The 22,019-nt window shown below is 71.4% G+C and carries 16 protein-coding genes; 7 read left to right on the plus strand and 9 right to left on the minus strand.

All coding sequences use genetic code 11. From position 1 onward, the window contains the following. Positions 1-157 precede the first annotated feature (157 nt). Genes WMF19_RS51350 through WMF19_RS51360 form a run of 3 tightly spaced genes read right to left on the minus strand, consistent with a single transcriptional unit; the run spans position 158 to position 2,986 of the window. Positions 158-988 carry an ABC transporter permease gene (locus WMF19_RS51350; RefSeq protein ID WP_437897040.1) on the minus strand — a complete coding sequence of 277 codons (831 nt, stop codon included), beginning with the start codon at positions 986-988 and terminating at the stop codon, positions 158-160. Beyond that, a complete protein-coding gene (locus WMF19_RS51355) occupies positions 985-1,878 on the minus strand; it encodes an ABC transporter permease (RefSeq protein ID WP_437897041.1) in 894 nt (297 codons plus the stop codon). The genes WMF19_RS51350 and WMF19_RS51355 overlap by 4 nt, the downstream gene beginning before the upstream one ends. Beyond that, positions 1,871-2,986: an ABC transporter ATP-binding protein gene (locus WMF19_RS51360; RefSeq protein WP_437897042.1), complete on the minus strand. Its 1,116-nt coding sequence runs from the start codon at positions 2,984-2,986 to the stop codon at positions 1,871-1,873. The genes WMF19_RS51355 and WMF19_RS51360 overlap by 8 nt, the downstream gene beginning before the upstream one ends. Before the next feature lie 472 nt (positions 2,987-3,458). On the opposite strand from WMF19_RS51360, the gene WMF19_RS51365 reads away from it, so the two are divergent. Continuing rightward, positions 3,459-7,289 (plus strand): serine/threonine-protein kinase, encoded by a 3,831-nt coding sequence (locus WMF19_RS51365; protein ID WP_437897043.1) that lies wholly within the window; start codon positions 3,459-3,461, stop codon positions 7,287-7,289. Between the two features lie 172 nt (positions 7,290-7,461). Here the strand turns inward: WMF19_RS51365 and WMF19_RS51370 are convergent, their stop codons facing one another. The 3 genes from WMF19_RS51370 to WMF19_RS51380 all read right to left on the minus strand — a co-directional run bounded on the left by WMF19_RS51370 (position 7,462) and on the right by WMF19_RS51380 (position 10,028). Then, positions 7,462-7,770, minus strand: a complete 309-nt coding sequence (locus tag WMF19_RS51370) for a hypothetical protein (RefSeq protein ID WP_012241771.1) — start codon at positions 7,768-7,770, stop codon at positions 7,462-7,464. Between the two features lie 147 nt (positions 7,771-7,917). Next, positions 7,918-9,411 carry an aminomethyl-transferring glycine dehydrogenase subunit GcvPB gene (gene gcvPB / locus WMF19_RS51375; RefSeq protein WP_012241772.1) on the minus strand — a complete coding sequence of 498 codons (1,494 nt, stop codon included), beginning with the start codon at positions 9,409-9,411 and terminating at the stop codon, positions 7,918-7,920. A 14-nt stretch (positions 9,412-9,425) separates the two neighbouring features. Beyond that, a complete protein-coding gene (locus WMF19_RS51380) occupies positions 9,426-10,028 on the minus strand; it encodes a hypothetical protein (protein WP_437897044.1) in 603 nt (200 codons plus the stop codon). 276 nt (positions 10,029-10,304) lie between these two features. On the opposite strand from WMF19_RS51380, the gene WMF19_RS51385 reads away from it, so the two are divergent. Continuing rightward, on the plus strand, positions 10,305-12,041 hold the full coding sequence (locus WMF19_RS51385; protein ID WP_437897045.1) for an FG-GAP repeat domain-containing protein: 1,737 nt from the start codon (positions 10,305-10,307) through the stop codon (positions 12,039-12,041). A 117-nt stretch (positions 12,042-12,158) separates the two neighbouring features. Here the strand turns inward: WMF19_RS51385 and hemL are convergent, their stop codons facing one another. Beyond that, entirely contained in the window at positions 12,159-13,472 is a 1,314-nt protein-coding gene (gene hemL, locus WMF19_RS51390; protein ID WP_437897046.1) for a glutamate-1-semialdehyde 2,1-aminomutase, read from the minus strand. Positions 13,473-13,726: 254 nt separating this feature from the next. Between hemL and WMF19_RS51395 the strand changes: the two genes are divergently transcribed. Further along, on the plus strand, positions 13,727-15,211 hold the full coding sequence (locus WMF19_RS51395; RefSeq protein WP_437897047.1) for a serine/threonine-protein kinase: 1,485 nt from the start codon (positions 13,727-13,729) through the stop codon (positions 15,209-15,211). Between the two features lie 42 nt (positions 15,212-15,253). Here WMF19_RS51395 and WMF19_RS51400 read toward each other — a convergent pair whose 3' ends face one another. Then, the gene (locus tag WMF19_RS51400) at positions 15,254-15,817 is read right to left on the minus strand and encodes a GNAT family N-acetyltransferase (protein ID WP_437897048.1); all 564 of its coding nucleotides are present in this window, start codon (positions 15,815-15,817) and stop codon (positions 15,254-15,256) included. A 306-nt stretch (positions 15,818-16,123) separates the two neighbouring features. Between WMF19_RS51400 and WMF19_RS51405 the strand changes: the two genes are divergently transcribed. Then, entirely contained in the window at positions 16,124-16,636 is a 513-nt protein-coding gene (locus WMF19_RS51405; RefSeq protein WP_437897049.1) for a hypothetical protein, read from the plus strand. 113 nt (positions 16,637-16,749) lie between these two features. Here the strand turns inward: WMF19_RS51405 and WMF19_RS51410 are convergent, their stop codons facing one another. Next, positions 16,750-17,619 carry a hypothetical protein gene (locus WMF19_RS51410; protein WP_437897050.1) on the minus strand — a complete coding sequence of 290 codons (870 nt, stop codon included), beginning with the start codon at positions 17,617-17,619 and terminating at the stop codon, positions 16,750-16,752. Between the two features lie 654 nt (positions 17,620-18,273). On the opposite strand from WMF19_RS51410, the gene WMF19_RS51415 reads away from it, so the two are divergent. The 3 genes from WMF19_RS51415 (at position 18,274) to WMF19_RS51425 (ending at position 21,965) form a co-directional block, all read left to right on the plus strand. Beyond that, on the plus strand, positions 18,274-19,305 hold the full coding sequence (locus tag WMF19_RS51415) for a hypothetical protein (protein WP_437897051.1): 1,032 nt from the start codon (positions 18,274-18,276) through the stop codon (positions 19,303-19,305). Between the two features lie 235 nt (positions 19,306-19,540). Continuing rightward, positions 19,541-21,004: a ferritin-like domain-containing protein gene (locus tag WMF19_RS51420; RefSeq protein ID WP_437897052.1), complete on the plus strand. Its 1,464-nt coding sequence runs from the start codon at positions 19,541-19,543 to the stop codon at positions 21,002-21,004. A gap of 163 nt (positions 21,005-21,167) precedes the next feature. After that, entirely contained in the window at positions 21,168-21,965 is a 798-nt protein-coding gene (locus WMF19_RS51425; RefSeq protein WP_437897053.1) for a DUF4142 domain-containing protein, read from the plus strand. Positions 21,966-22,019 lie beyond the last annotated feature (54 nt).

The raw sequence follows: 22,019 nt of genomic DNA on the forward strand, positions 1-22,019 counted from the left end.
AGGCCCATCGCCAAGGTGAACAAGGGCGCTGCATCGCTGCGCTGACGCGCAGGAGTCCGCCGGGCTCGCGCGGCGCGCGAACCGCTCAGCCACCCAGCGCCCGGCGCGCTGTCCTCCGCCGCCTCCGCCGCCTCGTCTGCGAGGCCGGGCCGGCGGCTCAATTGTGCCTCCAGCGGGTCAGCCGCTCCAGGAGCACGATGGACACCGCCACGCCGATCAGGAGGAGCGTTGAAATCGCGAACAGGTCGGTCCGCACGCCGCGCATCTGAGATTGGTAGACGTAGAGCGGGAGCGTGACCGAGCGTGGGCCGGACGTGAAGAAGCTGATCACGAAGTCGTTGAGCGACAGCGTGAACGCCAGCATGGCGCCGCCCACGATCGCCGGCCACAGGAGGGGGAGCGTGACCCTCCGGAAGTGCATCCAGGGCGACGCATAGAGGTCCATCGCGGCCTCGCTCAGCGTCGGCCCGATGGCGATGAGCCGACTGCGGACGATGAGCGTCACGAACGCGATCTCGAACGTCACATGACCGATGATCATCGTCGTCATGCTGGGCTCGAACCACTGGTCCACCACGCGGCGGAGCACGTTGAACGCCATGACCAGCACCGCCGCGAACGTGATGTCGGGAGCGACCGCCGGGATGTCGACGATCGACTCGAGCACGCGACTCACGGAGCTCGGCCACGGAAAGTGCATCCCCAGGGCGAGCAGCGTCCCGAGGACCGTCGCGATGAGCGTGGAGGCGCCGCCGAGCATCAGGGTGTTCACGGCGACCTCGCGGATCTCCAGCGCACGCCGGTTGGTCTCGGGATCGGCGAAGAGATCGAGGTACCAGCGAACCGAGAAGCCGGTCCAGAGCAGGCCCCGCTCCGCGGCGTTGAACGAGTAGACGGCGACCGCGAAGAGCGGCAGGTAGAGGAGCGCGAAGCCGAAGAAGGCGGCGATCGTCGTCAGCGCGCGCCAGAGGCCCCGGCCGAGCTTCACAGGATCTCCACGGAGCGCCCATTCCGGCGGTAGAGGGACACTCCGCCCAGCGTCAGAACGATGAGCACCAGGCTGAGCGCCGCGCCGTAAGGGATGTTCCGCCCCGGGCCGAACTGGTGCTGGATGAGGTTCCCAATCAGCCAGTGCTTCGCGCCGCCGAGCATGTCGCTCACCACGAAGACGCTCATCGCTGGGACGTACGTGAGGAGGACTGCAACGCTGAGGCCGGGGAGGGTCTGCGGCAGGATCGCCGCGAGGAAGATGCGCAGCCGCGACGCATAGAGATCCTGCGCGGCCTCGACGAGCGACCAGTCGAGACGATCGATGCTCGTGTAGAGGGGGACCACCGCGAACGGGAGGGAGGCCGCGACGAGGCCGATCGTGACCGCCGTCCAGCTGGGATAGATGTCGCGGCCCGGGTCGATCCACCCGAGCCAGGCGGCGAGCTTGGCAGGCAGGAGCTGCGCCGACAGGAGGAGCTTCCAGCTGAACGTGCGGATCACGAGGTTCGTGCAGAGCGGGACGATGATGAGCGCGAGCCAGAAGAACCGCCGGCTCCGCGAGCCGCGAGCGATGAAGAAGGCCATCGGATACGCGAGCATCACGGAGGCGGTCGTCACGACCAGCGCGAGGACGATGCTCCTGATGAGGATGCGCGCGTTCTCGCCGGACGCGGAGCCGAAGATGCGCTCGAACGACTCGAACGACAGCTCCCAGAGCAGGGCGCCGTCCGCGTCGCGCTTGAGGAACGACACGACGAGGAGCGCCAGGCTCGGCAAGAGGAGGAACACGGACAGCCAGGAGACGCCGCCCGCGATGAGCAGCGACCCCCGCGCGAGGAGCCTGCGCCGCGTCGTCAGCTGGCCATACCAGACCGTGGGCTCAGTCACTGAGCACCTCGAGCCGCTCGGCGGGCAGGGCGAGCCAGACCGAGGAGCCGGGCTTGAGCCGCGAGCGGGGGCTGAGCTGCACGCGCAGCGGCCCGGGCTCGATGATGAGCTCCACGTGATCGCCGCGGTAGAAGCTCTCCTTCACCACGCCGCGCACGCCGTTCTCCGCCGGCTCGTTCTCGCAGAGCTCGATCCACTCGGGGTGGATCGCGAGCGTGCCGTACTCCCACTGAGGCTTGGTCTGCACCCGCAGCGCGCCCACCGTCGTGAAGACGAGCGTGGCGCCGACGCGCTGCGCAGAGATGAGGTTGGCCGCGCCGAAGAACTCGGCGGCGAAGCGGCTCTGCGGCCGCTCGTACACCTCGGCCGTCGCCCCTTGCTGCTCGATGCGGCCCTTGTTCATCAGCACGATGCGGTCCGAGACGGTCATCGCCTCGTCCTGATCGTGCGTGACGAGCACGAACGTCTTCCCGAGCGCGCGCTGGAGCCGGCGCAGGTCGAGCTGGACCTCGGCGCGCAGCTTCGCGTCGAGCGCCGACATCGGCTCGTCGAGCAGCAGCACCTCAGGCTCGTTGACGACCGCGCGCGCGAGCGCGACTCGCTGCTTCTGACCGCCCGAGATCTGGTGCGGGTACCGCTCTGCGAGGTCATCGAGCTTCAGCATCGAGAGGCTCGAACGCACGCGCTCGCGCACCTCGGGATCAGGGAAGCTGCGCGACCTCAGGCCGAAGGCCACGTTCTCGAACACGGTCAGATGCGGGAACAGCGCGTAGTTCTGGAACACGGTGTTCACCGGCCTGCGGTTCGCCGGCAGGTGGTCAACCGCCCTGCCCGCGAGGCGGATTTGCCCCCGATCCGCGCGATCGAGCCCCGCGATGATGCGGAGCAGCGTCGTCTTGCCGCAGCCGGAAGGCCCGAGGAGCGTGACGAACTCGCCGGCCTCCGCCGTGAACGACACGTCGTTCAGTATCTGTGTCTTACCGAAGCTCTTGCTGACGTTCTCTACAACGAGGCTGCATCCCGGGTTGCGCTCGGCCACGCTCTCGGTCAGGGGCGCCATGCTGCGCTGCCCCGGCGACGAGAAGAAGTCTCTCAACCTCTGGATCACCCCAGCAAACCCTTTGCGCGTGGCGCTTTCCGAACCGCTTCCGAAGCCTCGGAGCGTACTACGCAGACCATGATGCCCTCCCGTTGTCAACTGGGTGCGCGCCGGGCTGACCGGCTGAGCGGCGCGCGCCCGGCCGGGCTCTTTTCGCTCGCAGGCGGCGTACGCTACCGCCCTTCCCCTGGGCGTGCCACCTTTCTGCCGATCCTGCTCGCGGCGCGCTCCAGCGCCGCGCAGGGCTCGCGCCTCGCTGGAGCGCCGCGCAGGGCTCGCGCCTCGCTGGAGCGCGCTCAATGCGCTCGGAGCGTGCTCCCCCTGCGCGTTCCTGCGCGCTTCGCCGCGCTTCGGGCGCGCGTTCCCCACGCGTTCGCCGCGCGCTCCCGACGCGCTGCCCACGCGCTGCCCACGCGCTGCCCACGCGCTCCCCACGCACTGCTTGCCACCGCTCGGCGCCGGTGATTTCTTGGTCCCACGCATGGGGCTGAGGAACGCGAGACCCGAGTTTGGAGGCACGCGTCGCTTCCAGGTCGTTCGCGTCGTGGGCCGCGGCGGGATGGGGGTTGTCTACGAGGCCTTCGATCGCGAGCGGAAGGGGCGGGTGGCGCTCAAGATCCTCCGGAATCTGAGCGCCGACGCGCGCCTCCGGTTCAAGAACGAGTTCCGCGCGCTCCAGGACATCCAGCACCCGAACCTGGTCAGCCTCGGCGAGCTTCACGAGGAAGAGGGGCAGCTCTTCTTCACGATGGAGCTCATCCGCGGCGTCGACTTCGTGGTCCACGTGCGGCTCCACGAGGAGGGCGACGCCGGGCCGAGGGGCGAGCCCGCGGGCGTCGGGCGCCGCTCCACCCTGCCGTCGAGCCCCATGTGGTCTGCGGTGCAGGGCCCTGCCTCGGAGCCACAGCCCCGGATCAAGCGCCCCTTCCACGAGGCCCGCCTCCGCTCGGCCCTGGCGCAGCTCGCCCAGGGGCTCGCGGCGGTGCATGCGGCTTACAAGGTTCACCGCGATATCAAGCCTTCCAACGTGCTCGTGACCGCGGAAGAGCGGGTGGTCCTCCTCGACTTCGGCTTCGTCGCCGACGCGAGCGGCACAACGCGCGAGCAGGCCGTCGTCGGAACGCTCCATTACATGGCGCCCGAGCAGGCCGAGGCCAAGGCGGCCGGGCCCGAGGCCGACATCTACAGTGTCGGGGTCATGCTTTACCTTGCGCTGACCGGCGTCTACCCGTTCCAGACGGCGCCCAAGGCGGCGCTCGACATGATGCGGCGGGCGGAGCCTCCGCCGCCGAGCCGGCTCGTCGAGGACATGCCCCCCGACATCGACGAGCTCTGCGTGGACATGCTCCGCATCGACCCGGCCGCCCGGCCGACGGCGCGCGACGTGCTGCGCCGGCTGCAGGTGCAGGAGCTCATCGAGGAGCCGCCCGTCCTCTCGCAGCGCATCGGCTTCGTCGGCCGGCGCAGCGAGCTCGCCGCGCTCGAGGGCGCGTTCGCGGAGGCGAAGCTCGGGCGCGCGGTCACGCGGTTCATCGAGGGCGAGTCGGGCGTCGGCAAGAGCGCGCTCCTGCGCCGGTTCCTGGAGCGCATCGACAAGGAGGCGCTCGTGCTCGCGGGGCGCTGCTACGAGCGCGAGGCGGTCCCCTACAAGGCGGTGGACGAGCTCATCGACGGGCTGAGCCGGCACCTCGTGCGCCGCCCCCCCGAGCAGGTCAAGGCGCTCCTGCCGCCCAACGCGGGCCTGCTCGGCACCGTGTTCCCGGTGCTCCGCACGGTCCCGGCGATCACGGAGGCGCGCGCGCGGCGCAAGGCGATCGACCCGCCCGAGATCCGCGCGCTCGTCTTCGCCGCGCTGCGGGAGCTGCTCGGCCGGCTCGCGGCCGAGCGGCCGCTCGTGCTCGCGATCGACGATCTCCAGTGGGCGGACGCCGACAGCGTCGCGCTGCTCTCGGAGGTGATGCGCCCGTGGACCGAGGCCGATTTCATCGCCGCGAGCAGGCCCGGCTCGTTCGCCGGCCTCGATGGGCCCGTGTCGTCGGGCGCGCTGGTGGACCCCTCGCGCCCGCGCGCGACGATGCTCGTGGCCACGGTGCGGACCGCCTCGGAGACAGCGCCGCCCGTCTCGCGGCAGCTCGGGGTGCCGATCGACTCGCTCGGGCACATCATCCTCCACCGCCTGTCGCTCGCGGAGGCGCAGGAGCTCTGCGCGCTCCTCCTCCGGGGCGCCCCGGTCGGCCGCCCGCTCAGCATCGAGGCGATCGCGCAGGAGGCCGGCGGCCACCCGCTGTTTATCGACGCGCTCCTGCGCCACCGGATGATGTCCCCGGACACCGACGGCGGCCCGGTGCGCCTCGACGACGTCCTCTGGGCGCGGATCAGCCGGCTCGACCCGCGGGCGCGCCAGCTGCTCGAGCTCGTCGTGTGCGCCGGCGCGCCGGTGCTGACGTCGGTGGCCGCGCACGCCATGGCGGCGGACTTCGGGGAGCTCACGCGGGTGCTCTCGGCCCTGCGCGCGGCGAACCTCGTGCGGACCGGCGGCTCGGGTCAGGACGAGTTCCTCGAGCCGTTCCACAACCGCATCCGGGAGACGGTGGCGAGCCGGCTCGACGAGCAGGCGGCGCGCAGCTGGCACGGCCGGCTCGCGCTGGCGCTGGAGGCCTCGGGGCGCGCCGAGCTCGAGGCGCTGGCCGAGCACTGGCGCGCCGCCGGGGACCCCGAGCGCGCCGCCGGCTACGCCGTGCGCGCCGGCGAGCATGCCGAGGCCGCGTTCGCGTTCGACCACGCGGCGCGCCTCTACCGCATGGCGATCGACCTCCACCTGCCCGGCGGGGCCGAGCGGCGGGTCGTGCTCGCCAAGCTCGGCGACGCCCTGAGCAGCGCGGGCCGCGGCGCCAAGGCGGCGGAGGCCTACATGGCCGCGAGCGACGGCGCACCGGAGTCCGAGGCGATCGATCTCGGCCGCCGGGCCGCGGAGAACCTGCTCCGCGCCGGTTACGTCGACGCCGGCATGGCTGGCCTGCGCTCGGTGCTCGGCGCGGTCGGCATGCAGGTGCCGAAGACGCCGGAGCTCGCTGTCGCGTCGCTGATGCTGCGGCGCGCGCAGGTGCGCCTGCGCGGGCTCAACTTCGTCGAGCGCCCCGCCGACGAGGTCTCGCCCGAGGACCTCATGCGCATCGACGTGTGCTGGTCGGCGGCGATGGGGCTCGCCATCGTCGACCCCACGCGCGGCGCCGACTTCCAGGCGCGCAACCTCCTCCTGTCGCTCAAGGCGGGCGAGCCGTACCGCGTGACGCGCGCGCTCGCCTTCGAGGCGACCTACCTCGCGATCGACGGCGGCCCGTCCGCGTCCCGCGTCGCCGATCTGCTCTCCACGGCGAGCGCGATCGCGGCGCGCATCGGCAGGCCTCACGCGCTCGGCCTCGTCGGGTTCGTCGGCGGCGTCACGGCGACGCTGTTCGGCCGCTGGCAGCAGGGCGTGGCCGATCTCGACCGGGCGGACACCATCTTTCGCGAGCGCTGCACCGGCGTCACGTGGGAGCGGAGCTGGGCGCACACCTTCTCGGTCTGGGCGCTCTGGTACGGCGGCGAGACGCGCGAGTTCATGCGCCGGGTCCCGATGTACCTGCAGGCGGCCGACGAGCGCGGCGATCGCTACCTCGCCACGAGCCTGCGCTCCTCGCAGAGCAACGCCTACTGGCTCGTCGGCGACGACCCCGACTCCGCGCTGCGCCAGGCGCAGGACGCCATCCGGAGCTGGTCCAAGGCGGGCTTCCAGCTGCAGAGCTACTTCGATCTCGTCGCCCGCGCGCACATCGGCCTTTACCGGGGCGAGGGCGAGGCCACCTACCGCCTCTTCGCGGAGCAGCGGGCGGGCCTCGAGAGCTCGCTCGTCCTGCGCATCCAGGCCGTGCGCATCATCATCACCCACCTCCGGGCCTGCGCCGCGCTGGCCGCCGCCGCCGCGTCCACGCCGGCCGACGCGGAGCCGCTGTACGAGGAGGCGACGCGCGCCGCCCGCAAGATCGACGCGGAGCACATGCCCTGGGCCGACCCGCTCGCGGCCGCGGTGCGCGCCGCGATCGCCGCGGCCCGCGGCGAGGCGGAGGTGGCCGTCCAGCAGCTCGCCGAAGCGGCGCGCGGCTTCGAGGCCGCCGGCATGGCCCTCTACGCCGCGGCGGCGCGGCGCCGCCACGGCGAGCTGCTCAAGGGCGACGAGGGCCGCGCCGCCGTCGAGGCGGCGAACGGCTGGATGCACGAGCAGGGCATCGTCAGCCCGGATCGCATGACCGCGATGCTCCTCCCTGGCTTCTAGCGGGCTCACCCGCTTCGGATACGGGCCCATCTCGGTGTTTTCGGTGCTCAGCGTACAAGAGTACGCTTCCGCGCCGAAAACACCGAGCTGGGCCCGTCTCCTGTGCGGGTGAGCTCCGGCGACGGTAGGGGGAAGGGGAAGGGGAAGGGGAGGGGGAGCCGGCGGGCGCGCCTCAGGGCTTCACGCGCAGGACGGCCGTGCCCTTCGCCTTGCCGTAGAGCTGCTTGATCTCGATCTTGTACTCGCCGGGGGACGACGCGCTGAACTCGACGGGGGAGGCGCTCTGCGGCTTGCCGGTCGGCAGATCGCGCAGCACGCGCTCGATGATGATCTTCCCGGAAGGGGAGCGGATCTTGATGTTGAACGGCGGGGTCGCCTCGTCGTAGGCGCGGAACACGAGGCGCACGGTGTCTCCAACCGAGACCGGGGTGGTCTGGCTGATCGTCTCGATGTCCCCTTCGTTCTCAACGGTATCGGCCACGCGTCGCTCGTCCCGTGAGGTGCCTCACCGCGGTCCCTCGGCGCTCATTGTAGTCGCGTCCGGCGGAGATTCGCGAATTTGGAGCGCACGGCCGGCTGGCGCCGCCCGCCGGAGGAGGCCGACCGCGGGCCGCCTCCTCCGGGGAGCTCAGGCCTTCGACCATCGCAGGCGCGGCTGGCGCGCGGCGCGGGCCTCGTCGAGGCGGCCGACCACCGTGCCGTGGGGCGCTTGCTTCACGACCTCCGGCGTCTCCTGCGCCTCCTTGAGGATGCTGAGCATCGCGGCCACGAACTCGTCGAGCGTCTCGCGGGTCTCCGTCTCCGTCGGCTCGATCATCAGGGCGCCGGGCACGACCAGCGGGAAGTAGACCGTGGGCGCGTGGAAGCCGTAGTCGAGCAGCCGCTTGGCCACGTCGAGCGTCTTGACCCCTGTCTCCTTCTCCAGCTGGCTGTCGGAGAGCACCACCTCGTGCATGCACGGCTGCGGCACCGGCGCGAGGTAGTGATCCTTCAGCTTGGCCCACAGGTAGCGCGCGTTGAGCACGGCGAGGCTGCTCGCCGCCGTGAGGCCGTCGCCGCCCATCTCGCGGATGTACGTGTACGCCCGGATGAACATGCCGAAGTTGCCCGTGAAGGCCCGGAGCCGCCCGACGCTCTGGGGCCGGTCGCGGTCCCACGCGAACGCGTCGCCGCGCCGCACGAGGACGGGCGAGGGCTGGAACGGCTCCAGGTGCTTCTTGAAGCAGACCGGCCCGGAGCCGGGGCCGCCGCCGCCGTGCGGGGTCGTGAACGTCTTGTGCAGGTTGATGTGGATGACGTCCATGCCGACGTCGCCCGGGCGCGCGTGCCCCATGATCGCGTTCGTGTTCGCGCCGTCCCCGTACACGAGCCCGCCCTTGTCGTGGATGAGCTTGATGATCGCCGGCAGGTGCGTCTCGTAGGCCCCGAGGGTGTTCGGGTTCGTGATCATCAGCCCGCAGACGTCGCCGTCCGACCCCTCGCGCTCGATCGCGGCGAGGACCTGCTCGGGGTGGGTGATGCCGTCGGCGGTCTTCTCGATCCGGACGGCCACGAGCCCGTTGAGCGCGCAGCTCGCCGGGTTCGTGCCGTGGGCGCTCTCCGGGATGAACACCTTCCTCGGCGAGCGCCCCTTCGACTCGTGGAACGCCCGCATCATCATCAGCCCGGCGAGCTCGCCCTGCGCGCCCGCCGACGGCTGCAGCGAGCAGCCGTCCATCCCGCTGACCTCGCAGAGCGCCTCCTGCAGGCGCCACATCACCTCGAGCGACCCCTGGCTGAGCTCGTCGGGCGTCATCGGGTGCAGCTTCGCGAACCCGGGGATGCGCGCGGCCCACTCGTTGATCTTCGGGTTGTACTTCATCGTGCACGACCCGAGCGGGTACATCTGCCCGTCGATGCAGAAGTTCCACTGCGAGAGCCGGATGAAGTGCCGGAAGGCCTCCGGCTCGCTCACCTCCGGCAGGCCGGCCGGCTCCTTGCGGGCGAGCGCGCCGTAGTGCGCGGCGGGCTCGACCTCGGGCACGTCGAGCGGTGGGAGCGACGCGCCGGTCCTGCCCGGCGTGCCACGCTCGAAGATGGGGGGTTCACGGAACTGGATGCCTCGAGGCTGCGGTTGGGTCATCGGGGGCTGTTATGTCAGAGGCCGGGGGGCTCGGCAGGTGCTTCGTCGGAAGGAGAGGCGGGCGGCTCGGGCGCGCCTTCCTCCTGGTTCGCGCTGTCCCAGTCGCCGCCGCCCATGTCAGAGGCGCCGGAGCCCCCGATCGACTTCAGATCCGGGAGCATGTTGCGCTGCTTGACCGCTTCCCAGGGCTCGCCGACCTCGTCCTTGTTGCGGCCGATCTCGCCCGTCAGCCGGTCGTCGACGTTCTCGCCCTCCGGCCGCGTGTACTTGAAGTACCCCCGGCCTTCCTTGGTCGCGCTCTGCCCGATCGCGCCGATGGTGTGCTCGGTCCACGTGAACTTGATGAGGTCGCCTGTCACCGTCCCGTGCAGCACGCCCCAGCGATCCTTGACGGGACGGATCCAGCGTCCCTCGATGGCGTCGTTGTCCTGCACGAGGTGCAGGTAGCCGTAGAGCTCGCTGTAATAGACCCCCGTCCAGTCGCCGCCTTCGGGCATGTCACCGGCTTGCACCTTGGCCGTCTTGGGCGCGGGATTCGAGCTGCAGCCGAGCGCCGTCGTCCCCATCAGGAGGGCACATGCGGCGCCGGCAATCCAAAGCCGTCGCGATACGTTCATGGCGGCGGAGCCTAGCACAGCACCTACCCGCACCCATACCCCCGCCATGCGCCTCCGACGTCGCGCGGGGGCGCGAGCGGAGGTGGGGAGCGGGGAACGGGGGGTGAAAGCGTGCGCGCTACGTCACGGACGTGGACTTGCCTCCCTCCTGCAATGACGTGTGCCACCTGCGCGCCAGAAGGAGGAGCGTAACGTACCGTTCGGCGCGTGCGCGACTGCGTCAATTTTCCGCTTCCACCTCTTTGTGGGGCCCGGAGCGCTGGTAAGCTTCCTGGCATGATGAAGTCCTTTGTCTGCAACCGAGGTTTTGTAATTCCCGGTAGAATCGCTCTCTTCACCAGCGTCCTCGCCCTCGCGGCCTGCGAAGGGCAGCTCGGCAACCTTGACGGCACCTCTCCCACCAGCGGCAGCGGCTCCTCCGGTTCCTCTGGCTCCGGTGGCTACCGCCCCCCCGTCGGTGGGGGCTCCAAGCCGCTGCCGGCCGCCGCGTCGTGCGCTCCGGGGTCGAGCGGCTCCTCCGACGTCGCGGAGCCCCAGCTCCTCCTCCAGCTGTCCGACGACGACGAGAGCGCGTGGCTCGGGTCGCCGGTGGTCGCCGATCTCGACGGCGACGGCGAGCAGGAGATCCTGGTGACGCACAACGGCAACGTCGTCGTCTGGGGCCCCGACGGCGAGCAGAAGTGGCGGTACGACGAGTCGCGTCAGAACGGCCGCATCTGGGCGAGCCCGATCGTCGCGGACTTCCGCGGCGACGGGCAGCTCGAGGTGGTCTTCGCGGCGCGCACCACGATCTACATGCTCGACGCGAGCGGCCGGCTGGTGAGCGGCTGGCCCGTCACCTGGAACGACGAGATCCGCTCCCTCGCCGCGGGCGACATCGACGGCGACGGTCAGCTCGACGTCGTCGCCGCGAGCACCGACAGGTCCCCCGACTACTCCGACATCCTGATGGCCTTCCACGCGAGCGGGTCGCCGGTCCAGGGCTTCCCCCCGATCGAGAGCCAGACGATCGGCTGCGACGCGCGCCGCAGCGACGACGCCGAGTGCTGGATCGTGGGCGCCTACGACCAGAACCTGGCCATCGGCGATCTCGACGGCGATGGATCGCAGGACATCGTCTCGCCGATGGATAACTCCTATGCCGGGTTCTACCACGGCACGGGAGAGGCCTTCGACGCGAATCCCATGTTCGAGGGCCGCCCGAAGACGCCGGGCGTGCGGTACATGCACGATCTCGAGCTCGCGCAGCAGGGCTTCGGCGACAGCAGCGACCTGCAGGCCTATTTCAAGAACTCGGCCCCTGCGATCGCGGACGTCGACGGCGACGGCACGCCGGAGATCATCATGCTCGGGGCGGCCGAGGACGTCGATATGTCGAACCAGTCCCAGGGCGTCGGCCTGTGGGTGGTCCGCAACGACGCGAGCCGCATCGAGGGATGGGAGAGCCCGTTCTACGCGGCGGACTACCTGTCCGGCGGCGAGGATCTCGGCGGCAACATCGTGGCCATGACGCAGCAGGTGACCGTGGCCGATCTCGACGCGACGCACGCCGGGCCCGAGATGATCTTCGCGGGCCTGGACGGGCGGATCCACGCGGTCTACGCCGACAAGACCGAGTTCTGGGCCGTCACCTACACCGACGACACGCAGGTGCTCACGGGCGGCGTCGTGGTCGGGGATCTGTCGGGCGACGGCATCCCCGAGATCGTGTTCAACACCTACTCGACCGAGGAGGACAGGAGCCACCTCTTCGTCCTCAATGCCGGCGGCGAGATCCTGCACCAGATCGCGCTGCCGCGGCTCGGCGCGATGCCGGTGCCGACGCTCGCCGACGTGAACGGCGACGGGACGATCGAGATCGTCGTGTCGCTCCGCGAGATCGGGTGGGACGGGGCGGACCCGGAGCCGAACACCTACGTGTACACGGTGCCGGGATCGGCCACGAACTGCCTGCTCTGGCCGACCGCCCGCGGCAACTACTACAGAAACGGCTGGGTCCGCGCGGCGGACTGACCCGCTCCGACACCCGTCCGCGCGCCGGCGCGGGGAGGGCCGATCGCCGCGGCGGTCGGCCCTTCGCCGTCCTGGCCCGCCCTCGCGGTGCCCTCCCGGCAGGGGCCGGCGCGGTTCTCAGGCCGCGAGCGCCTCGCGGCAGGCGGCGATCGTCCGCTCGATGTCCTCTTCCGAGTGCGCCCCGCTCAGGAACGCCGCCTCGTACTGCGACGGAGGCCAGTAGATGCCTCGCGCGAGCATCGCCGCGTGGAAGGCGCTGAAGCGCTTCGTGTCGGACGTGGCGGCGTCGGTCCAGGAGCGGACCGGGCCTCTCGTGAAGAACAGCGTGATCATCGAGCCGACCCGCTGGACGCACGCGGCCGCGCCGGCGCCCTCGGCGGCGGCCCGGAGGCCCGCCTCGAGGGACGCGCCGAGCTTCTCGAGCCGCTCGTAGAGAGCGGGCGTGAGGCGATCGAGCGTCGCGAGCCCCGCCGTGACCGCGAGCGGGTTGCCGCTGAGCGTGCCCGCCTGGTACACGGGGCCGAGCGGCGAGACGACGCGCATCACGTCGGCGCGGCCGCCGTAGGCCGCGAGGGGCATGCCGCCGCCGACGATCTTGCCGAGCGTCGTCAGGTCCGGCCGGAGGCCGAAGCGCTCCTGCGCGCCGCCGCGGGCGAGGCGGCAGCCGGTCATCACCTCGTCGAAGATCGAGAGCGCGCCGTGCTTGCGGCAGAGGTCGATCACGAGGGCGAGGAACCCGGGCTCCGGCGGGACGCAGCCCATGTTGCCGACCACGGGCTCGAGGATGACCGCGGCGATGTCGCCGCCGCGCGCGGCGAAGGCGGCCTCGAGGGCGGCCGGGTCGTTGAAGGGCAGGGACAGCGTGGTGCGGGCGATGCTCTCGGGGACGCCGGCGGAGTCGGGGGCGCCGAAGGTGGCGAGCCCGCTGCCCGCCTTGACGAGCAGGTGATCGGCGTGGCCGTGGTAGCAGCCCTCGAACTTGATGATGGCGTCGCGGCGCGTGAAGCCGCGCGCGACGCGGATGGCGCTCATCGTGGCCTCGGTGCCGCTCGAGACGCAGCGGAGCATGTCGATGCTCGGGTAGAGCTCGCGGATCTTCTCGGCGAAGCGGACCTCGAGCTCGGTCGGCGCGCCGAACGAGAGGCCGCCCAGCGCGGCCTCTCGGACGGCCTCGATGACGGCGGGGTGTGCGTGGCCGAGGATGGCCGGCCCCCAGGAGCCGACATAGTCGATGTACTCGGCCCCGTCGGCGTCGAACAGCCGCGCGCCCTCCGCGCGGGCGATGAACAGGGGGTCGCCGCCGACGGCGCGGAAGGCGCGCACGGGGCTGTTCACGCCGCCCGGCAGGACAGCGGCGGCGCGGTCGAACAGGGCTTTGGAGGCGGGGGCCCGGTCCGCGCGGGCGGGCGGAGCGCTTGTGGCGTTCGTCATCGTGCTCCGGCCATAGCAGGGGAGAGGCGGGGGAGCGACGCGGATCGCGGGCGAGGGAGAAGGGCGCGCGGGGCCTCGCGGGCGTCGCGGACGCTGGGATCGAGGCGTCGCGGGCGCGGGCGCGCCACACGAGCCTTTCCGGCGCGGTCGCGCTTGGATATGGTGATCGTCTGGAGAGAGGGGCCGCGACCCGCGGCCGGGCTGCTCCTGGGGACCGCGGGCGCGGCTCCCCGAGCACCAGCATCTGGTGAGCCATGCGGATCTCCGAGGACCCCGGTCCGGGGCAACGTCTCGGGCGATATGAGCTTCTGCGCCTCATCGGCGAGGGCGGGATGGCCCAGGTCTGGGCTGCGCGCATGGAGGGCTCCCGCGGCTTTCACAAGGTCGTCGCGCTGAAGACGCTCATCCCGGCGCTCGCGCGCGATCCGCAGTTCCAGCGCATGTTCCTCGACGAGGCGAACCTCGCCTCGAAGATCCACCACCGCAACGTGGTCGAGATCCTCGACCTCGGCGACACGGACGGCGTGCTCTTCCTCGTGATGGAGTGGATCGACGGGCAGACGATGCAGCAGCTGCTCCGCCCGGGCCTGCGTCCGATGCCGCTCTCCCCGGCGATCGCCTCGCGCATCGTGGCCGACGCGGCGCACGGGCTGCACGCGGCGCACGAACTCCACGACGACCGCGGGGAGCCGCTCGGCATCGTGCACCGCGACGTCTGCCCGCAGAACATCCTCATCGATCGCGACGGCACGGTGAAGGTGGCCGATTTCGGGATCGTGAAGGCGTTCGAGCGCCTGGGCGACACGACGCAGACGGGCGAGATCAAGGGCAAGGGCGAGTACATGTCGCCGGAGCAGGCGCAGGGGCACCCGGTCGATCGCCGCTCGGACATCTTCTCGCTCGGCGTGGTGCTCTTCGAGGCGGTGACGGGCGCGCTCCCGTTCCAGGTGCTGCACGACCTCGTGCTGCCGCAGACCGGGGTGCCGGAGCCGCCGCGGCCCACGTTGATCGCGCCGCATTGCCCGCGTGATCTGGAGGAGATCATCGTGAAGGCGCTCGCGCGCGATCCGCGGAAGCGCTTCCAGACGGCGGGCGAGATGGCGAGCGTGCTGGAGGACTTCCTCATGCGCAGGTCGGGCGTCGTGACGCCCGCGCACGTGGCGGAGCTCCTCCTGGAGCGCTGCGGGGAGAGCATGGAGGAGGAGCGGCAGCGCATCGCGGCCGCCGTCGCCCCGCAGCAGCGCGCGGGGTGGCGGCCGAAGCCGGGCGCGACGCTGTCCGCGGGGCCGTCCTCCGAGGGCCGGCGGAGCGCGCGGTCGGAGCCGCGGCGGGGGCTCGGCGGGCTGATGCGCGCCGGCGGCGACGCGCTGCGCCCGGTGGCGCTGCCCTGGCTCGTGGCCGCGGTGTCCACGGGGGTCGCGGTGGCGTCGCTCATGTTCGTCGCGCTCAGCCGGCCGAGGGATCAGCGGTCGCTCGTGGATCCGATCGCGGTGCAGATCGAGCCGAGCGCCGCGGTGGTGCGGCTGAACGGCGTGGTGCTCGGCGTGGGCAGCCAGGTCATCGCGCGGCCGATGCCGGGGGTGTCGCTCTCGGTGGACGTGCGATCGAGCGACGGCGTCTCACAGACGGTGGAGATCACGTCGGAGTCCCCCGCGCGGATCCAGCTGAACCTGGCGCGCAAGGGCGAGGCCGGGACCGCGGCGCCGCCGGGCAGCAGGGGAGCGACAGCTCCGAGGTAGCGCGGGAGGGAAGCGCGCGCAGGCCGCTCGGGCGATCTCGGGTCACCTCGCGGCGCCGTCGGCGTCGCGGCGCAGGAGCCCGTAGATCGCGGTGTCGGTGTACCGCCCGTTGTAATACCAGTTCTCCCGGAGCAGCCCGTCCCGCACGAAGCCGAGCCGCTCCAGAACGTGCATGCTGGCGCGGTTCTCGGGATCGATGTGCGCTTCGATGCGGTGGAGGTCCATCACGTCGAATCCGAAGGGGAGCATGGCGCGCAGCGCCTCGGTCATGATGCCCCGGTTCCAGAGCGCGGGCAGCAGCTCGTAGCCGATCTCCGCCCAGCGATGGGGTTTGTGCCAGCGCCAGAAGCCCGTGGTCCCGATGAGCTCTCCGCTCTCGTGGAGGGTGATGCCCCAGCGGATGGCTGTGGCGTCGCGGATCCCGGCGAGGACGAGAGCGATCCGCTGCTCCGCGTCGGCCAGCGAGCTGTCGGCCGCGCGGCCGAAGTAGCGCGTCACCTCCGGGTCGGAGTGGATGCGGAGGATGGTCGCGGCGTCGGCGGGCTCGATCGCGCGGAGGCGGAGGCGCGGCGTTATCAGGGCGGGGAACGGATCGAACGACACCATCGTGCGAGGGGGGATGGACGGAGGTCCGGCGGACGTCAAGCGTCGGACACAGCGCTGGTCACCGCCGTCCGGGGTGGCGTTCGACGGGAGCGGTGCGCGACTGGAGCGGTCTGCGATCCCGATCCTCGCCGTGCGTCGCTCGCTGTGCGTCGTGGGCGTCGCGCGCTGCGCGAGGGGCGAGCGCTGCGCGCGCTGGAGGCTGGAGGACGCGCGCCGTCCGAGCTGGCGCGCGCGAGGGGGCGGGCGACGCAGCGGGCTTGACGGCGCGGCGACCTCGTCCGAGATCCGCGGAGGAGGACACGGCGCATGGCTCCGCTCGAGGATCGGCAACCGGAGCAGCTCGCCGCGATCGACGAGGCGGAGAGCGCTGCCCGCGGCGGGCGCGGCGGGGGCTCTGAGGCCCCGGGGCACCGCGTGCGCTTTGCGCTCGGGATCTCAGAGCTGCCCGGCGAGCGCGCGGTGGTCGTGCTTCACGAGGACACGATCCTGCGCTGGCGGCCCACGCCGAAGCGGCCGGACGGCGCGCTCTCGCGGCTCGGTGATGTGTCCACCGGTGCAGCGATCGCCGTCGAGCACGGTGGGATCTGGGAGGAGGGGATTGTGCTCGGCCGCGTGGTGCGCCCGGCGTGCGAGGGGGGCTTCCGGGTCGACGGCGATGTGGAGCGCTATCCATCCATCGCCGACGCCGAGAACGCGCACGGCCCGCTCGAGGCGGGCGAGCCGCAAGCGCCGCCGGCGAGGACCGGCGAGCCGGCGTTCGAGCTGGGCGAGCCTATCGGGCGCGACGCGCGCGGGATCGGGCGCAGGGCGAGGAGGTGACCGCCGTGCCGGCGCCCTGCGGTCGCAGCAGCGCTGTGGCCGCAGGGCGTGCGCAGGCGTGGTGAGCGGCGACCGGAGGAGCGCCGAAGGGGAGCGTGAGCGTCCGGATCAGATCAGGCGATGCCGACCGGCGGATCGACGGGGGCGGCTTCGGGCTTCACGGGGCTGGCGTCTGGCTTCTTGTCGGTCCGAGGGGACGTCGGTGTGGAGCGCGTCGCCGTGTACAGGTTGGGGAATCGGCCCTCGGGATCGTCGTAGTAGAAGAGGAAGCGGCCAACGCGGACGGCCTCGTCGTAGTGGCGGAAGAGCAGCTTGGCGGCGCGCGCCTGGTAGCCCTTCCAGAGCGTCTGCTCGGGCGTCGCCGTGGCGCCGAGGAGGCGGAGGAGCTGCGCCGCGAGGGCGGCGGCCTCCTGCTCGTCCTCGCCGCGGAAGTTCCGCTTGTCGTCCTGGATGGCCGCGCGGTGCTTCCGGTACATCTCGGCGGCGCCGGACAGGTCGTTGGCGAGATCGAGGTGGCCGCTGCCCGCGCGCAGGTGCGCGAGCTGCGCGGTGGCTTCAGCGTCGCCGTCGAGGTGATACTCGAGCGTCTTCAGCATGCGCGCGCGGGTCTCGTACGCCCGCTCGACGAGGGGGGCCGGGAGCGCTGCCCCGGAGTGGGTGGCCGAGGTCAGGAGGAACTTGTACCGGGCGAACCATGTCGCCCAGGCGACGCCCTCGAGCCCACCGATCAGCGCGGCGTCGAGCGCTCCCGTCGCGGCGATGGCCGCGATGCGCTGGCGGAGCTGCGGCGCGGAGAGCGCCTCGGCCACGCCGATGGCCTGCACGGCGGCTGCCTGGAGATCGAGCCGCGGCACCTCGATCCCTGCGAGCGGGATGGCGTCCAGGTCGGGCCGCAGGCGCTGGAAGGCCGCCTCCGCGGTGTGGAGCTGGGTGGATCCAACGGCGGGTGTCCCTGATTTGTTCGGGCTTTTGGGTTTGGGCATAAGCACAAGGAGTAAGTCGCACAGGGACGAGCGCCGCGTGTGAGCACGAAATGGGCGCGATTCAGGTGCAGAGTCGTCGGGTTGCACGCGAGCTGGGGGCTTCGTCGAAGGGAGTGGGGGTGGAGGACGTCGGGGGGAAGTTGGCGGGGCTTGGCCGGAGAGGGCGCGGGACGTCGACGGAAGCTGGCGGGGCTTGGTCGGAAGTGGTGGAGGACGTCGAGGCAAGTGCGCGGGGCTTGGCCGGAGGTGGCGCGGGACTCGAGGCAAGTGCGCGGGGCTTCGGCCGAGGTGGTGGAGGACGCGAGGGAAGTGCGCGGGGCTTCGGCCGAGGTGGCGCGGGACGTCTGGGGAAGCGCGCGGGGCTTCGGCGGAGGTGGCGCGGGACGTCTGGGGAAGCGCGCGAAGCTTCGGCGGAGGTGGTGGCGGACGTTGGGGGGAAGCGGGCGGGGGCTTCGGCGGAGGTGACGCGAGGATGCGGGAGGCGCGTGGCCCGGGTTCAGCCTCGTGGGAATGTCAAGAGATTGGTGGAAGATGTATCGTGGGATTCCCCGGTTGCGATGTGCACGGCAGCAGCCCTTGCAGGACGTGCCTTAGAGCCTGCGAGCTCGACCTGGAATATCCGCCGGTGTGCAACTGTAGATCGTGCGGTTATCGATGATGATCTCCTTGCAGAATGATGCCGTGTATGTCGCGATCGGTAGAATCGCACAGTCGGAGCTCAAGAAGATGGTGTCTCCCGTCGTCGTCGACGATGACAATCTTCTTCTTGGTCCGTCGAGCTCGGACCCGAGGCGTCATCGCGCCGCGCGCACTGGATACTGGGGAAGGCAGCCATCGGCAAAGCTCAGCAAGGAGCTCGCCCGCTCTGCAGATCTACCTGTCTGCGTGGCCGTCCCGCCGACGATCAACGGGTTGCTGAGCTTGTGTAGAATCTGTGCCTCCGGAGCGGAGCGAAGGCGCCAGATAAAACTCATTGCTCTCAGGTCGGACATTGTCGTGCCGTTTCCGCGCGGCCAGGACCCGACGGAAGAGGCATTTTTTGACGTCGCGGACGCTCTGCGGCGGAATCCGGCTGTGACTGAATGCTCGGAGCTCGAGGTCGCGCTTCTTGCCACGGTATGGAAATTATGGTGCGACCGATCCCCCGTCGCCCTGTCCAGGTTGTGCGCTGCGGGCGGCGCGCTCCACCCACAGCTGGCAAATCTTGGCCGCTATCATGCCGGGTATTTCCCCAGGCGAGTCGAGAAAAAACTGCTGCTGTCGCGCTTTGATGAGCTGCTCTTGAGGCGGCTGTCCGGTGAATGGATCACGTCGACCAGGGTCTTCGTTAATGGGCAAGCTGACAGCCCTGGCCTGAGAGAATGGCTCTCGCACGTCGGGGACCTCTACGTGCCGAGGCGGTTGCTCGAATGGAGTCGGCACGGCGGCGGGCGCCTCGTCGAGTGCCAGGAACACCCGGAGAAGCCCTCCGAGATGAACAGATGGTCCTTTCGATGGCGTGCAGGGGGCGAAGCGATACTCGAGTCGTTGCCGAGCCTGCGAGCCGCACCGCCGGTGTCCATCGGTGGTTGTGTCGCGTACGACGCCGACCGTGCCTGGGTATGTCGCTTCGATCGTCGAGGTTCGCCTTGCGTCACCCGGCTCACCACGGCGGACGGTCCCGTCGGCGGTCTCGCGGCACGCTAGAGCGCCTCGCCCGATCGTCGTGCCGGTACGTCGTACTCTGCCTTCACGCCTCACCACCTCCGCGAGTTCCTGCTCCACGCGCTCCGCCTTGTCCCGGATCGACCGCGAACTCCTGCGCCACGCGCTCCGCCCGCCCTGCGTCGGCGCCGGCGCGCAGCGTCCCCGAGCCCATCGATCCGGCGTCGCGCGCCCCTCTGCTACCCTTCCGCGAATGGAACGCCATCGCTCGCTCCGCATGACCCTCCTCCTCGCCGCTGGCGCCGCCGGCTGCTCCAACGCGAAGAGCCCCGAGATCGCGGTCGTCACGCTCGGCGAGCCGCAGGCCGCGCCCCGCGACGCGGGCGTCCCGGACGAACAAGCCGCGCCCGGGCCCCGGCCGCCGCGTGGCGTGGGCTGGGTGACGGAGCGGGACGGCACCGTGCACCGCGCCACGCGGGTCCGGTGCGACGCGACCATCGACCAGCGCGCGTGCAGCGGCACGGAGCGGACGTTCCAGTGCAGGACGGACGCCGATTGCAACGAGGGGCCCCGCGGAAAGTGCGTGAGCTCGTTCGGACAGATAGGTCCGTATTGCGGCTGCGAGTACTCCTGCGAGAGCGACGCGGAGTGCGGCGCGTCCGAGGCCTGCGTGTGCAAGGGGACTGGCGCCCTCCGAGAGCAGCACTCGGTCTGCGCAAAGGCCCTCTGCTCGGTCGACGCCGATTGCCCGGGCAGCACCTGCGGCCTGTCGGCGTACTTCAATGGCTGCTGGGAGCAGGTCACGCTCGCCTGCCGCACGAAGGATGATGCCTGCCTGCGCGACGCGGACTGCCGATCCGAGGAGAACCGCGGCGCCGCCTGCGTCGTCACCGACCCGGAGGCCGAGAGCGTGCGCTGGGAGTGCGCCGGGATCTCCTGCGCCATCGGCCGCCCGCTCGTCGTCGACGGCCAGCCGCGCGCCGCGCAGGGCGCCGCGCGCGACGACTGGCGCGCGCCCGCCGAGCTCGACGTCGCGTCGCTCCCGCCCGAGGTGCGTGAGCTCGCCGCGGCGCACTACGCCGCGATGGCCGCGCTCGAGCACGCGTCCATCGCGAGCTTCGCCCGCTTCTCCCTCCAGCTCCTCGCGCTCGGCGCGCCGTCCGCCCTCGTCGGCGAGGCGCACCGCGCCGCGCTCGACGAGATGGAGCACGCGCGCCTCGCCTACGGCGTCGCCTCCCGGCTCGCCGGCCGGGCGATCGGCCCCGGGCCGCTGCTCGAGGCGGCCACGGCGCCGCTCGGCGCCAGCGTCGCCGAGGTGGTGGAGGCGCTCGTCGAGGAGGGCTGCGTTGGCGAGGCGCTGGGCGCGGCGGAGGGCCGTGAGCTCTCGCAGCGCGCGGGGGATCCGGCGCTCGCGGCCACGCTCGCGCGCATCGCCGCCGACGAGGAGCGGCACGCGGCGCTCTCGTGGAAGGCGCTCTCGTGGATGCTCGCGACGTTCGGCGAGCCGGCGCGCTCCGCGGCGGAGCGCGCGTTCTCCCGCGCCGCCGCCCGCTACGCCGCCGACCCGGCCCCCGGGCCCGCCGTGCACGAGGCGCTCGGCCTGCTCCCGGCGCGCGCGCTCGGAGCGCTGCGCCGCGAGGTGATCGCCGAGGTCATCGCGCCATGCCGCGCGGCCTTACCGGGGCTGTCGCGCGACATCGTTGCTGCGCAACTGTCGAGTCCGCCACAGGCATCCTTCTGACCGCAAGCGGACTGATGAGGCAGATTCGCCCACTCCCGTAGCAACTTGCCACAGTGGGGAGAGGGGCAGTCGCGTGGATTCGGGAGAAAAGGGTGCACCCGTGCCGTGCACCGGATCTTGCACGGGGCCCGGCACTCGAATCCACGTGAGGAGGTCTTTACCCATGGTCGCATCGCGTAACGCTCTCGTCCTGACGATCGGTCTCGCTGTCGGCGTCGGCTGCTCCAACCCGCCCCCGGCGAGCAGCCCGAGCACGAACGAAGCACCACCGCAGCCGGCCCCGACCGCCGCCCCGCCGCTGCCGGAGGCGGCGCCTCCCGCGACGCCGCCGGCTCCCCAGCCCGGCACCGAGCCGGAGGCGGGGGCGACGCAGCCGGGGACGACCACGATGCCGAGCGCGCCCGTCGAGGCCCCGCTGACCGACGAGCAGATCCTCGCTGTCCTCGACGCCTCGAACAAGAAGGAGATCGACGAGGCCCAGCTCGCGCAGACGAAGGCCAAGAGCAAGGACGTGAAGGCCTATGCCAAGGTCATCACCCAGCACCACACCGAGGCCAAGGCGAAGCAGGCCAAGCTGGCCAAGAAGCTCGGTATCACGGCCGCGGACTCGGACAAGAGCAAGCAGCTCACCGACGAGACGCAACACGCGCTCGAGCAGCTGAAGGCGCTGCAAGGGGCCGATTTCGATCAGCAGTTCGTGGCCACCATGATCAAGGATCACCAGAACACGCTCGACTTCCTCGACAGGAAGGCGCTGCCGGACGCGAAGAACGCCGATCTGAAGGCGCTGGTCGAGAAGGACCTCCGGCCGACGATCGAGAAGCACCTGAAGGACGCGGAGGCGCTCTCGCAGAAGCTCGGTACGGCGGGCGCGGGCGCGACAGGGACCCAGGGCGGCGCGCAGCCGCCGGGCGCTGGCACGAAGCCCGGCACGAAGGAGGCCGCGCCCCCGCCGAAGTAATTGGCTGTGGGCGAGGATGGCAGAGGGAGACGCTCGGAGGCGCGTCGTTGCAGT

It is taken from the genome of Sorangium sp. So ce124 (assembly GCF_051525235.1).
GTDB lineage: Bacteria > Myxococcota_A > Polyangia > Polyangiales > Polyangiaceae > Sorangium > Sorangium atrum.

What these genes read in the sequence shown, in the direction of transcription:
- WMF19_RS51365 (WP_437897043.1), top strand. Translation starts at nt 3,459, where the DNA reads ATGGGGCTGAGGAACGCGAGACCCGAGTTTGGAGGCACGCGTCGCTTC.
- gcvPB (WP_012241772.1), bottom strand. Translation starts at nt 9,411, where the DNA reads ATGACCCAACCGCAGCCTCGAGGCATCCAGTTCCGTGAACCCCCCATC.
- WMF19_RS51380 (WP_437897044.1), bottom strand. Translation starts at nt 10,028, where the DNA reads ATGAACGTATCGCGACGGCTTTGGATTGCCGGCGCCGCATGTGCCCTC.
- WMF19_RS51385 (WP_437897045.1), top strand. Translation starts at nt 10,305, where the DNA reads ATGATGAAGTCCTTTGTCTGCAACCGAGGTTTTGTAATTCCCGGTAGA.
- hemL (WP_437897046.1), bottom strand. Translation starts at nt 13,472, where the DNA reads ATGACGAACGCCACAAGCGCTCCGCCCGCCCGCGCGGACCGGGCCCCC.
- WMF19_RS51395 (WP_437897047.1), top strand. Translation starts at nt 13,727, where the DNA reads ATGCGGATCTCCGAGGACCCCGGTCCGGGGCAACGTCTCGGGCGATAT.
- WMF19_RS51400 (WP_437897048.1), bottom strand. Translation starts at nt 15,817, where the DNA reads ATGGTGTCGTTCGATCCGTTCCCCGCCCTGATAACGCCGCGCCTCCGC.
- WMF19_RS51405 (WP_437897049.1), top strand. Translation starts at nt 16,124, where the DNA reads ATGGCTCCGCTCGAGGATCGGCAACCGGAGCAGCTCGCCGCGATCGAC.
- WMF19_RS51410 (WP_437897050.1), bottom strand. Translation starts at nt 17,619, where the DNA reads ATGCCCAAACCCAAAAGCCCGAACAAATCAGGGACACCCGCCGTTGGA.
- WMF19_RS51415 (WP_437897051.1), top strand. Translation starts at nt 18,274, where the DNA reads ATGATGATCTCCTTGCAGAATGATGCCGTGTATGTCGCGATCGGTAGA.
- WMF19_RS51420 (WP_437897052.1), top strand. Translation starts at nt 19,541, where the DNA reads ATGACCCTCCTCCTCGCCGCTGGCGCCGCCGGCTGCTCCAACGCGAAG.
- WMF19_RS51425 (WP_437897053.1), top strand. Translation starts at nt 21,168, where the DNA reads ATGGTCGCATCGCGTAACGCTCTCGTCCTGACGATCGGTCTCGCTGTC.